The organism is Bordetella parapertussis, from assembly GCF_020735925.1.
In the GTDB taxonomy this organism is placed as follows: Bacteria; Pseudomonadota; Gammaproteobacteria; order Burkholderiales; family Burkholderiaceae_B; genus Bordetella; species Bordetella pertussis.
The window spans coordinates 2,037,500-2,050,902 of the sequence record NZ_CP085971.1; the positions used below are offsets into that span (position 1 = coordinate 2,037,500).

The 13,403-nt window shown below is 68.9% G+C and carries 10 protein-coding genes and 2 pseudogenes; 9 read left to right on the forward strand and 3 right to left on the reverse strand.

Annotation, left to right across the window (positions count from 1 at the left end; genetic code table 11):
* Nucleotides 1-3: 3 nt before the first annotated feature.
* Together LK409_RS09775 and LK409_RS09780 are read right to left on the reverse strand one after the other, a co-directional pair.
* Nucleotides 4-2,337 carry an acyl-CoA dehydrogenase gene (locus tag LK409_RS09775; RefSeq protein WP_010928495.1) on the reverse strand — a complete coding sequence of 778 codons (2,334 nt, stop codon included), beginning with the start codon at nucleotides 2,335-2,337 and terminating at the stop codon, nucleotides 4-6.
* A 25-nt stretch (nucleotides 2,338-2,362) separates the two neighbouring features.
* A pseudogene (locus LK409_RS09780) lies at nucleotides 2,363-3,027 on the reverse strand (TetR/AcrR family transcriptional regulator).
* A gap of 1,157 nt (nucleotides 3,028-4,184) precedes the next feature.
* Here LK409_RS09780 and LK409_RS09785 point away from each other — a divergent pair.
* The 6 genes from LK409_RS09785 to LK409_RS09810 all read left to right on the forward strand — a co-directional run bounded on the left by LK409_RS09785 (nucleotide 4,185) and on the right by LK409_RS09810 (nucleotide 10,696).
* Nucleotides 4,185-4,949, forward strand: a complete 765-nt coding sequence (locus tag LK409_RS09785) for a response regulator transcription factor (protein WP_003810118.1) — start codon at nucleotides 4,185-4,187, stop codon at nucleotides 4,947-4,949.
* Nucleotides 4,950-5,258: 309 nt separating this feature from the next.
* Nucleotides 5,259-5,915 (forward strand): response regulator transcription factor, encoded by a 657-nt coding sequence (locus LK409_RS09790; RefSeq protein WP_003810119.1) that lies wholly within the window; start codon nucleotides 5,259-5,261, stop codon nucleotides 5,913-5,915.
* Between the two features lie 101 nt (nucleotides 5,916-6,016).
* On the forward strand, nucleotides 6,017-7,444 hold the full coding sequence (locus LK409_RS09795) for a phosphomannomutase/phosphoglucomutase (RefSeq protein WP_003810121.1): 1,428 nt from the start codon (nucleotides 6,017-6,019) through the stop codon (nucleotides 7,442-7,444).
* Nucleotides 7,445-7,453: 9 nt separating this feature from the next.
* A complete protein-coding gene (locus LK409_RS09800) occupies nucleotides 7,454-9,025 on the forward strand; it encodes a glucose-6-phosphate isomerase (RefSeq protein WP_010928497.1) in 1,572 nt (523 codons plus the stop codon).
* 182 nt (nucleotides 9,026-9,207) lie between these two features.
* Nucleotides 9,208-10,161 (forward strand): serine O-acetyltransferase EpsC, encoded by a 954-nt coding sequence (gene epsC, locus LK409_RS09805; RefSeq protein ID WP_010928498.1) that lies wholly within the window; start codon nucleotides 9,208-9,210, stop codon nucleotides 10,159-10,161.
* A gap of 61 nt (nucleotides 10,162-10,222) precedes the next feature.
* On the forward strand, nucleotides 10,223-10,696 hold the full coding sequence (locus LK409_RS09810; protein WP_226376539.1) for an MFS transporter: 474 nt from the start codon (nucleotides 10,223-10,225) through the stop codon (nucleotides 10,694-10,696).
* On the opposite strand, the gene LK409_RS09815 is transcribed toward LK409_RS09810, so the two are convergent.
* Nucleotides 10,676-11,626, reverse strand: coding sequence for an IS481 family transposase (locus LK409_RS09815; RefSeq protein ID WP_010927744.1), 951 nt, complete (start codon nucleotides 11,624-11,626; stop codon nucleotides 10,676-10,678). The two genes, LK409_RS09810 and LK409_RS09815, sit on opposite strands and share 21 nt — an antisense overlap.
* 101 nt (nucleotides 11,627-11,727) lie before the next feature.
* On the opposite strand from LK409_RS09815, the gene LK409_RS09820 reads away from it, so the two are divergent.
* From LK409_RS09820 to LK409_RS09830, 3 genes and pseudogenes are all read left to right on the forward strand, one after another.
* Nucleotides 11,728-12,249, forward strand: coding sequence for an MFS transporter (locus tag LK409_RS09820; RefSeq protein ID WP_229131174.1), 522 nt, complete (start codon nucleotides 11,728-11,730; stop codon nucleotides 12,247-12,249).
* Nucleotides 12,225-12,488 carry a hypothetical protein gene (locus LK409_RS09825; RefSeq protein ID WP_226376540.1) on the forward strand — a complete coding sequence of 88 codons (264 nt, stop codon included), beginning with the start codon at nucleotides 12,225-12,227 and terminating at the stop codon, nucleotides 12,486-12,488. The genes LK409_RS09820 and LK409_RS09825 overlap by 25 nt, the downstream gene beginning before the upstream one ends.
* Before the next feature lie 12 nt (nucleotides 12,489-12,500).
* Nucleotides 12,501-13,325: pseudogene (locus LK409_RS09830) on the forward strand (NAD-dependent protein deacetylase).
* Nucleotides 13,326-13,403 lie beyond the last annotated feature (78 nt).

Here is a 13,403-nt window from a genome sequence, read left to right on the forward strand (position 1 = left end):
TCCTTATGCCGCCTGGCGTCGCGCCGCCGGCCTGAGTGCGCCGGTAATGCCGTAATCGAAGGGAAAATCGTCCACGCCGATGACGCGGTCGCGCAAGCGGTTGCGTCGTTCGACGAGGCGGTAATCGTCCTCGTCGAGCACGCCGGCGGCGTGGGCGGCCTGGGCGATGTCGCGCACATTGGCGCGCGGATCGCCTTCGAGGTCGCCGGATTTCTCGGCGGCGCGGATGCGCGCCTCGAGGGGTTCGGCCGCGATCGCCGCCGCCAGGGCCTGTTCCAGCGCGCCCACCGGCTCGTCCTCATTGGCGGGGATGAAGCAGCTGGCGGTCAGGCGGTCGCGCGCCGCGCCGGGGGCGATCAGCAACTGCGCCACCGCCTGGCCCAGCCTGTCGTCCGGCTCGGCCTGGGGATGTCCCCATGGGAAGATGATACATCGCATCGTCCAGGCCACCAACCGGTTGGGCAGATTGTCCAGCACGCCTTCGAAGGCCTGCTGCAGCCGGTACAGCGCGTCGCGCACGGCCCAATGCGCCAGGGGCTCGTCCTCGGCCTGGCGGCCGTCGTCCTCGAAACGCTTGAGCACCGCGCTGGCCAGGTACATCTGCGCCAGGATGTCGCCCAGCCGCGCCGACAGTCGCTCGCGCCGCTTCAGGCTGCCGCCCAGCGCCAGCATGCAGGCGTCGGCCAGCAGCGCGAAGGCGCTGCTGTAGCGCGACAGCGCGCGATAGTAGGCGTGCATCGAAGGCGCCGCCGCGCGCGGGGCGCGGCCCAGCCGCGCGCCGCTCAGCGCGCCGCCCAGCGCCCGCAGCGCGTTGCCGGCCACGTGGCGGGCATGGCCCCACAGCGCGCGGTCGAACTCGCGCAGGCCGCGCGCGGCGTCGGGGTCCTGCGCCGCGCGCATTTCGGCCAGCACGTAGGGATGGCAGCGGATCGCGCCCTGGCCGAAGATGATCAGGCTGCGCGTGAGAATGTTGGCGCCTTCCACCGTGATGCCGATCGGCAGTTGCTGGTAGGCGCGGCCCAGGAAGTTCGACGGACCCAGGCAGATGCCCTTGCCGCCGCTGATGTCCATGCCGTCGTTGACCACCTGGCGGGCGCGTTCGGTGACGTGGTATTTGACGATGGCCGATGCCACGGCGGGCTTTTCGCCCAGGTCCACGGCGCCGGCCGTCATGACGCGCGCCGCGTCCATCAGGTAGGTGTGGCCGCCGATGCGCGCCAGCGCCTCCTCCACGCCTTCGAATTTGCCCACCGGCATGCGGAACTGGCTGCGCACCCGCGCATAGGCGCCCACGGCGCGCGCGGTCAGCTGGGCCATGTCTGCGTTGGACGACGGCAGCGAGATCGAGCGGCCCGCCGCCAGGCATTCCATCAGCATGCGCCAGCCCTGGCCGGCCATGGCGGGCCCGTCGATGATGAACTCCAGCGGCATGAATACGTCCGTGCCGCGGGTGGGGCCGTTCATGAACATCGCGTTGAGCGGAAAATGGCGCCGGCCGGTGTCGACGCCGGGATGATCGTGCGGCACCAGTGCGCAGGTGATGCCGAGATCCTTGCGCCCGCCCAGCAGGCCGTCCGGGTCGTACAGGCGAAACGCCAGCCCCAGCAGCGTGCAGACGGGCGCCAGCGTGATGTAGCGCTTGTCCCAGGTGACGCGCATGCCCAGGACTTCCTGGCCTTGCCACTGGCCCTTGCAGACCGTGCCGTGGTCGGGAATGGCGGCCGCGTCCGAGCCGGCCCACGGGCTGGTGAGTGCGAAGGCCGGTATTTCCTCGCCGCGGGCCAGGCGCGGCAGGTAGTGGCGCTTCTGCGCCTCGGTGCCGTAGTGCAGCAACAGTTCGGCCGGCCCCAGCGAGTTGGGCACCATGACCGACACCGCCAGCGCCGACGAGCGCGTCGACAGCTTGGTGACGATCGCCGAATGCGCATGGGCGCAGAAGCCCAGGCCGTCGTATTCCTTCGGAATGATCATGCCCAGGAAACCCTGTTCCCTGATGTAGGCCCATACCTGCGGCGGCAGATCGAAACGCTCGTGGGTAATGTGCCAGTCATCGACCAGGCGGCACGCCTGTTCGGTCTCGTGGTCGAGAAAGCGCTGTTCGGCCGCGCTCAGGACCGGACGCGGATAGTCCAGCAGCTTGCGCCAATCCGGGCGGCCGCCGAACAACTCGCCTTCCCACCACACGGTGCCGGCCTCCAGGGCCTCGCGTTCCGTGTCGGACATGGCAGGCAGCACCTTGCGGTAGGCCGCCAGGATGGGGCGGCTCAGCAGGGCGCGCCGCAGCGGCCCGATGCCCAGCAGCGCCGCGCCCGACAACACGACCAGTACAGCGTTCATGCTCCAGCCTCCGCAAGAAATGGGCCTAAGGCAGTTCGGGCAGGGGCGCCCGCAGCCCGCCCAGCAGGAAGCTGAGCAGGCGGGGCAGCAGCCAATGCGGGTTGTCGGGCGGTTCGGCCTGGTCGAATGTCCAGCTGGTCACGAAACGCAGGGTGTCGGTGCCCATGATGGCGTACGACGTGGTGCCCAGCATGAACTGGAAGCGCCACATGATTTCGGCGCGCGGCACGCCCGGCAGCGCCGCGAACAGCGCGTTCTTGTAGCGCTCCATGACGTCGGCGTACTCCTCGGCGAACAGCGTCCGGATGAAGCCGCTGGGGTCGGTCATGGTGCGTTCGAGCAGGGGCAGGAAGGACTTGCCCGCGTGGTCGGGGCTGGCGGCCAGGCGCAGCAGGGTGCCGAAGAAGGCATCGACGATCTGCGACGGCTTGAGCGGGGTGCCGCCGGCGGCGGCCTCGAGTTCATCGAGCAGGCGCAGGCGCTCGCGGTTGACCTCCTCCAGCCTGCGCTTGAGCAGGCCTGGACCAGCGCCTCCTTGGAGCCGAAGTGGTAATTGACCGCCGCCAGGTTGACGCCCGCCGCGCTGGTGATCTGCCGCATCGAGGTGCCGTCGTGGCCTTGTTGCGCGAACAGCTGCTCGGCGGTTTCGAGAATGATCTCGCGCGTCGAAGTGGATTTCAGTTCGTTCATGGCGCCCTGATTCATACGTTCGTTTGAATTAATTATAGGGAGCGGAACGCGGCAAAAGGCCTAGAGGCTATCCCGGATAGGGTAGACCCTAGGAATGGCCATGGATGAGGGAAGGGGCGGGCGCGGCTGATGCCGGCGGCAGTAGCCGGGAATAATATTTTTGCAACGCAGCATCGGTATGAGGCAAATACTGTTTCAACCCTCTATTTATGAGACCCCTGTCTCTCGTGGCGCGGAATTGTTTTGTAATTATTTTGTATACAAAGATCGGAAACCCAAATCGTCGACCTGGCCGGCGTACACCCTTTTATTATCTCGTCCAGCGCGCCGCGCCACCCCGGAAAGCCAGGCTGCGCCTGGGACCGATGCGCCGGCCTGGCCAGGAAGGACACCGGTTGTGTACCAAGGCGGTACTCCGCGCGACGAAAAAGAACGGATTTATTTTCTGCAACCGGGAAGTCATTTTTATATCCGAAGCAATAATCATGGCGCGCATTTCCGGTAAATCGGAAGGCCGTGGCGACAGGAGAAACGGCCGGTAAATTCGGCACACGAGGTGTGTCCGGACCACGCCGGCCGGCGGCCGCGGGCGCCGAGTTCACCAAGGGGATTTCCTCGCCAGCAGGGGGCGGGCCGTGCCGGCCGGCCGGCGTAATGCCTGGAATACTGCCTGGAGGGCTACGGTTTTTTTATAACAAAGTTATTTGCCTGATCTGGCTTGAATAAGCGCATGATATCTTTTGGCGAGTACGGAAATATATTTCTTATTATTTCTGCGGATTGCGCTGTTTCTCTCCCGCCAAGACGGGCCGTGCGCGGGTCCATGACCCATAAAGAGAATAGAATCGTTGCTCCATGCGGCTTTCCAGGCGGTGTGGAGGGTTTCTTCGAGATGTGGAAAAGGTGGGATGAGGGCTGCGATCAGGGTCGACCCTAGTGTTTAGTTCTTCCGGACGACATGGTTTTTCTGGGATTAATTCGGCGTAAGCCTGCTTGCTTTTACCAAATCCGACAAATATTATGATTTCATGCCATTTGCCGAATGGCTGGCGGAAGTAAGCCGGTTGAAGTAGAGAGTGTGCATCATTGGTGCGATGCAATATTCGGGGTCGGCGGCAGATGGCAGGGCAGCCTTCAGTGCAGCGAAGGTTCCGTTCATGTGGAAGAACAAGAGTGAGGAAACCATGGCCAAAATGGTACTCATTGAAGCGCACCCACTGTTGCGACTCGGTCTCTGGCAAATCCTGAGCGAGCTCGACGACATTTGGGAAATACAGGGAATGGGGGTGGCGGATCTGTCCAAGGCGGACGCCACGCAGTCGGAGGCCGACTTGCTGATATACGGCCTGCCAACCGACCCGGACCTGGCAGTGGGTGCGCTGAGTGAAATCCAGAGTGTGTTGTCGCCCAAGCGGATCCTGTTGCTGAGCGACATCATGCCTTTGCCGATTCCAATGCAGGCGCTGCCGGTCAATGCGGTCTGCGGCTGCCTGCCCAAGACCGCGCCGGTGGAGGTGCTTGAAGCGGCCATCCGCCTGGTGATGGCGGGCGGCCAGTGCTTCCCCGGCGAGCAGGCCCTGCAGCCTGCCATCGCGGCGGGCTATCCCTCGGCCATGCGCGTCACCAATGACGGCGTCAAACCCACCATGCCGATCTCGACCGGCGCCCAGTTGCTGCAGATCACGCCGCGCCAGTACGAGGTGCTGGTGCTGCTGGCGCGAGGCTACCCGATCAAGACAGTCAGCCGCATGCTCAATATTTCCGTGGCGACCGCCAAGACCCATGCATGCACGCTGTATCAGCGCCTGCATGTGAAGAACAAGGGCGAGGCGGTCTATACGGCGTTGCAGCGCGGGGCGACGCTGGAGTGGGCCGAGGCCGGCGCGCGCGAAGCCGAGCGACCGACCTATGTCTGCCGCTAGGGCAGGCTTGCCGGCCGCCGTCACGCGAGTGGCTGTCGACCGGTAGCCATCCTCCCGGCCAAAAGATAGGGCTCATTCATTCTCCTGAAGGAGAGGCATGCATGGTTGCCGCTGATAGCATGAATCTCATCTGCATACACACGCCTGCGTGGCCCCGGCAGCGGGGCGCCACGCGTGGCGCGGGTGACAGATGGAGATTCCCGCGCAAGCGCCCGCAGGCCGTCGGCCTCGACCATGCATACGTCGTATCGCAGGTGCGCATGGGCATGCGCGGGTCCGACCCGGACTCGCCGCTAAAGGCCCGTGCGCATGACGACCGTTCTCATCGAAGACTATGCGTTGTTGCGAATCGCCATCCAGCACGTGCTGGAGCATGGGCGCGGCGCCGGACAGGTACGGGCGCTCGCTTCCGCCGAACTGGAGGCCGTGGCGAGCAGCGTGGACCGGCCGCCGGAACTGGCGATCCTGGGCTGTTCGGGCGTGAGCGAGCACGACCAGCTGATGCTCACGCGCGTTATCGCGACGCTGGCGCCGCGCAACATGCTGCTGCTGTATCCCGAGCTCGATCTGGCGGTGCTCACGGCGGCCGCGCGCGCCGGCGTGGCGGGCTATGTGGCCAAGTCGCTCAGCCCCGACGCGCTGGGCGCGGCGATCAGCCTGGTGATGGCCGGCGGCCAATGCTACCCGCTGCCGGTGCAGGCCAGCGCGACGCCGGTGCGCGGCGCCATGCAGCTGACCCAGCGGCAGGAACAGATACTGCGCCTGATGGTGCAAGGCAAGACCATGCGCGAGATCAGCCGCGAGGTCGGCACGTCCGTGGCCACCGTCAAGAGCCATGCGCGCACGCTGTACTGGAAGCTGAACGCGCGCAACCAGGCCGCGGCCGCCTATGCCGCCGTCAGCCTGGGGCTGGTGCCAGGCCTGCGCGAGGACAAGGATACCGGCCCGGCGGACCCGCCGGCGTAGTCCGTCTGCCGGAGAGGCGAGGACGGCAAAACACGGTGCAATGCGGCTACCGCCGCTGGCGTGCCTGAACCGGCGACGGCCATTATTCGCGCGAAATCTTTATGGATACGCCCACCATGCACGGATCTTTCGACTGGGACGGCTCGCGAACCGGCGCCGGGGTCTTCGGGCCCTACGATATCCGCGGCCGCACAGGCGAGGAGATCGATGCCGGATTCGCCCACGCGCTCGGCCTGACGCTCGGACGGCGCGCCGTGGCCACGCATGCGGGCGCGGTGGTGGTCGGGCGCGACGCCACCTTGAGCAGCGTCGCGCTGGCGGCGGCGCTGCAGGCGGGTATACGCGCCGCCGGCACGCACGTCATCGACATCGGGCGGGTCACCACGCCCATGATGTACTACGCCACCCGCCTGACCGAGACCGGCGCGGGCGTGGCCGTGACAGGCCGGCGCGACGGGCAGGCCCACAGCAGTTTCAAGATCATGATGCATGGCGCCGCGCTGTACGGCGCCGGGCTGGGCGAGTTGCGCGAGGCCATGATCGAGGCCGACGGCGCCGCCGACGCGGCCGAGTCGCCGGGCGCGCGCCGGCAGCTGGCCGTGCTGCCCTGCTATCAGGCGCGGTTGTTGTCCGACATCCGGCTGCGCCGCCCGCTCAAGGTGGCGCTGGACTGCGGCCACGGCGTCACCAGCCTGTATGCGCCGGACCTGCTGCGCGAGCTGGGCTGCGAGGTGACGGCGCTGTTCGCCGACGGCGACCCGGGGCCGGCCGACCATCCCGCCAACCCGGGCGACCCGCGCAACCTGCAGGACCTGATCTATTGCCTGCGCTATTCGGACTGCGAAGTGGGGCTGGCGTTCGACGGCGACGGCGACCGCCTGGCGGTGGTGTCCAAGAGCGGCGAAATCATCTGGGCCGATCGGCTGCTGGTGCTGCTGGCGCGCGACGTGCTGGCGCGGCGCCCGGGCGCATCGGTGATCTACGACGTCAAGTGCGGCCGCCTGGCCCCGCGTGGCATCGAGCAGGCGGGCGGCGAGCCGCTGATCTGGAAATCCGGGCCGGGGCAGATCAAGGCGCGCATGCAGGAGACCGGCGCGCTGCTGGCCGGCGAAATGAGCGGGCGCCTGTATTTCAAGGACCGCTGGTACGGTTTCGACGATGCGATCTATGCGGCCGCGCGCGTGCTGGAGCTGCTCTCGGGCGTGGCCGATGCGACGGCGTTGCTGACGCAGGCGCCGGCGTCGTTCACGGCGCCCGAGACGCGGGTGGCGCTGCCCGAGGCGGACCTGCAGGCCATCCTGGCGGCCATGCAGGTGCGCGGCGGCTTCCCTGGCGCGCGGCGCATCACGTACCTGGACGGCGTGCGCGTGGACTACGACGACGGCTTCGGCCTGGTCCGCCAGGCATGCGGCGCCGCGGTCCTGGCGCTGCGCTTCGAAGGCGACACGGCCGCCGCGCTGGCGCGCATCCAGGCCGAGTTCCGGCGCGAACTGGCGCGCATCGCGCCGCATCTGTCCATTACCTTCTGAGAGGCTCGCATGCCGGAAAACGCCCAGCCCCATGCGGTCATCCCCGCCGCGGACCTCCAGCTTTCGGCGCAAAGCCCGCAGTGGCGCGTGTTCGCCGCGGCGGCGGCCGGCGCGTCGCTGGTGGCGCGCCCGCTGCGCGTCATCGAGGCGGCGGGCATTTATGTGGACCTGAGCATGCAACGCCACAGCAGCGCGCTGGCCCAGGCCGGCCTGGCGCTGCTGCAGGCGCGCGACGTGCTGGGCGCGCGCGCCGCGTTGTTCGCGCCGGGCGCGCCGGATGCCGCGCATGGCCGCTATCCGGTGCTGCGCGCGGGCTACGGCGCCCATCCGGAAGAGCAGTGCGACATCGAGGTCGAGATCGAATACGCGCGCATGCTGGAGTTCGTGCGCGAACTCGATCGCGGCGGCGCCTGCCCAGCGGTGCTGTATCTCGGCGGGGGGGCGGGGCAATGGGCCTTGCGGCTGGCGCTGCAGGCCTTCGGCGGGCCGGCGCAGCGCCGCCAGCTGCGCTTTGTGAGCGGCGGCGACGCAGCGGCGCTGCACGAGGCGCTGGCGGGGCTGGGCCCGCGCCGTACCCTGGTGGTGGCGGCCAGCCGCGGTTTCGAACCGTCCGAGACGCTGGACAACGCGCGCGCCGCCATAGACTGGCTGCGCCGCGCCGGTATCGACGATGTCTCGGCGCACCTGGTGACCGTCACCGGCAACGAGTCGGCGGCGCGCGCGCTGGGCGTGGCGGCCGCGCGGGTCTTCCGCCTGCCGTCCTGGCTGCAGCCGCGCCACGAGCTCTGGTCGGTGGGCGCGCTGCCGGTGGCGCTGGCGCTCAGCGTCGACATGCTCAAGGCGCTGCGCAGCGGCGCCGCCGCCATGGACCAGCATTTCCTGCAGGCCGCGCCGGCGGTCAACGCGCCGATGCAGATGGCGCTGGCCGCGGTGGCCAATACCAGCGCCATGCACTGGCCGACCCACGCGCTGGCGGTGTACAGCGCCCGCCTGGCGGCGCTGCCGGCTTGCGTGCAGCAGCTGGAAATGACCTTGGCGGGCCGCGCGCCGGCCAGCCTGCCCGCCTATTCCGTGGTCTGGAGCCCGGCCGGCGCGCCCGGACCGGGCGCATTCTTCGAGTGGCTGCATCGGGCGCCGGCCGGCGCTCCGGTGGATTTCATCGCCGGCCTGGACGAATACCCGGCCAGCCCGCCGGCCCACCGCGCCCTGCTGGCCAATTGCCTGGCGCAGCGCGAGGCGCTGCTGCGCGGCCTGCCCGCCGGGCCGGGCCAGCCGGCTGCCGGCGGCGGCCGGCCTTCGACGCTGGTCGTGCTCAGGCAGGTCGACCCGCGCGCCGTCGGGGCCTTGCTGGCGCTGTACGAGCACAAGGCGTTCGTGCAGGCGGCGCTGTGGGGCGCCGCCCTGGGCGGCGCCGACCAGGCCCAGGCCTGTCAGCGGCTGGCGCAGGACATCGCGCGCCAATTGGCGGTGCCGCCGGCGGCCGGGCCGGTCGACTGGGGCCATGATTCGTCCACGGCGTTCTGGATCGACCGCTATCGCGAGCAGGGCGGCGCGGGCGCGGCGGCCGGCCGCACGGCATAGCCGGCCCTAAACCCTGTTGGCGTATCGGCCGCCGCGCGCAAACGACGGCGAGCGGTTACAGTTGATGCAACGGCGGCGCCGGGCGGCGCCGCGCGGCATCATCAACGAGGCTACGCCATGTTTCATCTGTTCTGTGTGACGGCCCCGGCGGCCGTCCTCACCGCCACGCCGGAGTCGCGCGCATGAGCGGTTCTTCCCATTATCCCGTCGCCAACTGGAACCTCGACGGCATCGTCTCCGGCTTGCGCGGCGCGCGCCAGGAGTGGCGCGGCCCGCGCGGCCGCCTGCGCGAGGAGTCCGAGTCGGGCGTGCGCGAGTTTCCTTCCCAGGAAAGCCTGCGCGACATCATGCGGCAACTGGTCGGCGCGCTGTTTCCCATGCGCCTGGGCCCCATCGACCTGCGCGAAGAGGTCGAGGATTTCTACGTCGGCCACACCATCGGCGCCGCGCTGGACGCGCTGCTGCACCAGGTCTGCCTGGAGCTGCAGCACCTCGGACGCGACGATCCGCAACCCTACGGACAGGTGCTCGAGCGCGCGGTCGACATCGTGCGCCGCTTCGGCGCCGAGTTGCCGGCGGTGCGCAAGGCGCTGGACCTGGACGTCACGGCCGCCTACCAGGGCGACCCGGCCGCGCGCAGCGTCGACGAGGTGCTGCTGTGCTATCCGGGCGTGACCGCCATGATCCACCACCGCCTGGCCAATGTGCTGTATCGGCTGGGCGCGCCCATGCTGGCGCGCATCGTCGCCGAGATCGCCCATTCCGACACCGGCATCGACATTCATCCGGGCGCGACCATCGGGCGCAGCTTCTTCATCGACCACGGCACGGGCGTGGTGATCGGCGAAACGGCCATCATCGGCGAGCGCGTGCGGCTCTACCAGATGGTCACGCTGGGCGCCAAGCGCTTTCCGCCGGGCGAGAACGGCGAACTCAAGAAAGGCCTGCCGCGCCATCCCATCATCGAGGACGACGTGGTCATCTACGCCGGCGCGACCATCCTGGGCCGCATCACCATCGGCCAGGGTTCGACCATCGGCGGCAATGTCTGGCTCACGCACAGCGTGCCGCCGAACAGCACCGTGACGCAGGCCGGCGCGATCAACGACATGCCCGATTGCGGCCTGGGCGGCTGAGGACGCAACCATCCCGCTTGCCCGGCCCCGGCGGCCGGGCGCGCTTTCCGGAGCAGGCGCAATGAAATCGGATTCTCCCGCCGTCAATCCGGCGCCGCCGCTGTGGCCCATCATCCTGGCCGCCGGCATCGTGCTCGGGCTGCCGCTGGGCCAGCGGCACAGTGTCGGCCTGTACCAGCTGCCGCTGGTGCAGTCGTTCGGGCTGACGCGCGAAACCTTCTCGTTCGCCATCGCCATCCAGAACATCGTCTGGGGCCTGGCGCAGCCGTTCTCCGGCTACCTGGCCGACCGCTACGGCACGGCCCGCGTGGTGGCCGGCGGCGCCTTGCTGTACGTGGCGGGCTTGCTGCTGACCACGGTGTCGGACGGACGGCTCAGCCTGACCCTGTCGGCCGGCGTGCTGGTCGGGCTGGGGCTGGCGGGCACGGCCTGGACGGTCAACGGCGTGGTGGGCCGCAGGGCGCCGGCCGCGCGCCGCTCGGCGGCGCTGGGCGCGGTCTCGGCCATGGGCGCGCTAGGTGTCGATTCTCAATAGGTTATTCACATCTGGGATACGCGTGATGGGTGGCTGATGTCCGAGAGCGGAGTGTGGCCGACACCAGTTGTAGCGGTCAATGAAGGGCTGCAAGGCAGCCTGTCGTTCGGCTGAGCTCGTGTAGGGCCTGGCGTATGCCCACTCCCGTAAGCAGGTCTGCACGAGGCGCTCGGCCTTGCCGTTGGTCTTGGGGGTGTAGGGGCGGGTGCGGATGTGACGGATTCCCAGCTCCACGCACACCGCCCGAAAGGTCCTGGAGACGTAGCCGCTGCCGTTGTCGGTCATCACGCGGTCGATGCGCACGCCCAGACTGGCGTAGTAGGCGGTGGCTTGGCGCAGGAACTCAGCGCACTGATCGCCGCCCTCATCGTCGAGGATGCGAGCAAAGGACACGCGCGAGAAGTCATCGATGGCCAGGTGCACAGCGTCCCAGCCAATGCCGCGGTTGCGGTTCTGGGCCCGATCGCCGGTGATGCGATGGCCCACGCCCCGGATGCGGCCCAGCCGCTTGGTGTCGATGTGCAGCAGCTCGCCTGGGCTGGCGCGTTCATAGCGGCGCACCGGCGCCGGCGGCTCCAGCGAGGCGAGTCGACTCAGGCCGATGCGTTCCATATACCGCGCCACGGTGGCCAGGCTGCGGCCGGCTTCACGCGCGATGCGCCACAGCGGCAGACGCTGGCGGCGCTGCTGGGCGAAGTGCTCAACCTGCTCGGGCGCACAGGCCTTCGGGCTGCGGTGCGGGCGAGAACTGCGGTCAAGCAGGCCGTCCAGACCTTCGCTTCGGAAGCGGGCAAGCCACTTGTAACCGGTGCGCAGGCTCACCCCTGCCGCCTGGCTGGCCTGCCTCATCGTCCAGTTCTGTTGCATCACCCTGTTAACAAGAAGGGCTCGACCTAGGCGGGTCAATCGCGCATGCTTATGGTTGTTCATCCAGTGTCCTGCCCTGAGTTGCGATGGCGTGGTAACCACAGCATCCCAGGTCCGGCCTGGATGAACAACCTATTGAGACATCACAGCTAGGGCAGTTCGTGATGCTGCCCCTGGGCATGTACCTGATCGGCGCCTTCGGCTGGCAAGGGGCGCTGGGGCTGTGCGCGGCGGTGCTGGCCTGCATGGCGCCGCTGGCCTGGCTGTTGCGCGAGGCGCCGCGCCAGCCCTCGGCCGCGCCGGCCGCGCCGGCCACCCAGTCCGGCGGCGGCGTGCGCGCCGCCCTGGGCAACCGCGACCTCTGGCTGCTGTGGCTGGGTTTCATGGCCTGCGGGTTCCACCTGGCATTCATCGCCACCCATCTGCCCGCCTATCTGGCCGACAAGGGCATAGGCGGCGGCACGGCGGCGCTGGCGCTGGGGCTGGTCGGCCTGTTCAATATCGCCGGTACGTTCTTCTTCGGCCTGATGGGCGAGCGCTATCCCAAGAAATACGTGCTGGCGTTTCTCTACCTGGTGCGCACCGCGGTGATCACGGTGTATTTCCTGGCGCCGGTCAGCCAGTTCTCCACCTTGCTGTTCGCCAGCGCGATGGGTTTCCTGTGGCTCTGGGCACCGCGCCGGTGACGACCGGCCTGGTGGCGCAGCTGTTCGGCCTGGGCGCGCTTTCCACGCTGTTCGGCGTGGTGTTCCTCGGGCACCAGGTCGGCAGTTTCCTGGGCGTGTGGCTGGGCGGCGTGATCTTCGACCTGTCGGGCTCGTACGATGCGGTGTGGCTGCTGTCCATCGCCATCGGCCTGTTCTCGGCCGCCATGCACCTGCCGGTGCGCGAGCCGGCGCGCCGGCTCGCGGCCGCGGCGCCGTGACGGGGCGCGCGCGTGGATAGCCGCATGTCCGACCTGCAGGCGCTGCGGGGGTTCCTGGGTGGCAGCGAACGCCTGTTCGTCCTGACCGGCGCCGGCTGCAGCACTGCCTCCGGCATTCCCGACTACCGCGACGGGCAGGGGCAGTGGAAGCGCAAACCGCCGATCGACTTCCAGGCGTTCATGGGCGGGCAGCCCGCGCGGGCGCGCTATTGGGCGCGCAGCATGGTGGGCTGGCGCCATTTCGGCCAGGCCCGCCCCAATGCCGCGCACCATGCGCTGGCGCGCCTGGCGCAGCGCGGCCAGGTCGACCTGCTGGTCACGCAGAACGTGGGCCGGCTGCACCAGGCCGCCGGCGGCCGCGAAGTGCTGGACCTGCATGGCAGGCTGGACGAAGTGCGTTGCATGCAGTGCGACTGGCGCGGGCCGCGCGGGCCATGGCAGCACACGCTGGAACTGGCCAACCCGCAATGGGCGGCGCTGCAGGCCGGCGCGGCGCCCGATGGCGACGCCGACCTGGAGGGGTAGGACTTTTCCCGGTTCGTCGTGCCGTCCTGTCCGCGGTGCGGCGGCATCGTCAAGCCCGATGTGGTGTTCTTCGGCGAGACCGTGCCGCGCGAGCGGGTGCAGCGCGCCTACGCCGCGCTGGAGCATGCCGACGCCGTGCTGGTGGTCGGCTCGTCCCTGATGCTGTATTCCGGCTATCGCTTCGTGCAGGCCGCCGCCCGCGCCGGCCTGCCCATTGCCGCGATCAACCTGGGCCGCACCCGCGCCGATGACATGCTCGCCCTGAAAGTCAGCCGGCCCTGCGACGAGGTGCTGGCCGAGGTCGTGTCCTAGGGTGCCTGTCCCTGCGGGGACAGGTACCTGGAGTCTGCGTGCACCGTCAGTGGGTGCCTGTCCCCGCAGGGGGACAGG

Excerpts from the sequence above, each read along its gene's own strand:
- LK409_RS09800 (WP_010928497.1), top strand. The coding sequence starts at position 7,454 with ATGCCGGAAAACGCCCAGCCCCATGCGGTCATCCCCGCCGCGGACCTC.
- LK409_RS09795 (WP_003810121.1), top strand. The coding sequence starts at position 6,017 with ATGGATACGCCCACCATGCACGGATCTTTCGACTGGGACGGCTCGCGA.
- LK409_RS09785 (WP_003810118.1), top strand. The coding sequence starts at position 4,185 with ATGTGGAAGAACAAGAGTGAGGAAACCATGGCCAAAATGGTACTCATT.
- epsC (WP_010928498.1), top strand. The coding sequence starts at position 9,208 with ATGAGCGGTTCTTCCCATTATCCCGTCGCCAACTGGAACCTCGACGGC.
- LK409_RS09820 (WP_229131174.1), top strand. The coding sequence starts at position 11,728 with ATGCTGCCCCTGGGCATGTACCTGATCGGCGCCTTCGGCTGGCAAGGG.
- LK409_RS09810 (WP_226376539.1), top strand. The coding sequence starts at position 10,223 with ATGAAATCGGATTCTCCCGCCGTCAATCCGGCGCCGCCGCTGTGGCCC.
- LK409_RS09815 (WP_010927744.1), bottom strand. The coding sequence starts at position 11,626 with ATGAACAACCATAAGCATGCGCGATTGACCCGCCTAGGTCGAGCCCTT.
- LK409_RS09790 (WP_003810119.1), top strand. The coding sequence starts at position 5,259 with ATGACGACCGTTCTCATCGAAGACTATGCGTTGTTGCGAATCGCCATC.
- LK409_RS09775 (WP_010928495.1), bottom strand. The coding sequence starts at position 2,337 with ATGAACGCTGTACTGGTCGTGTTGTCGGGCGCGGCGCTGCTGGGCATC.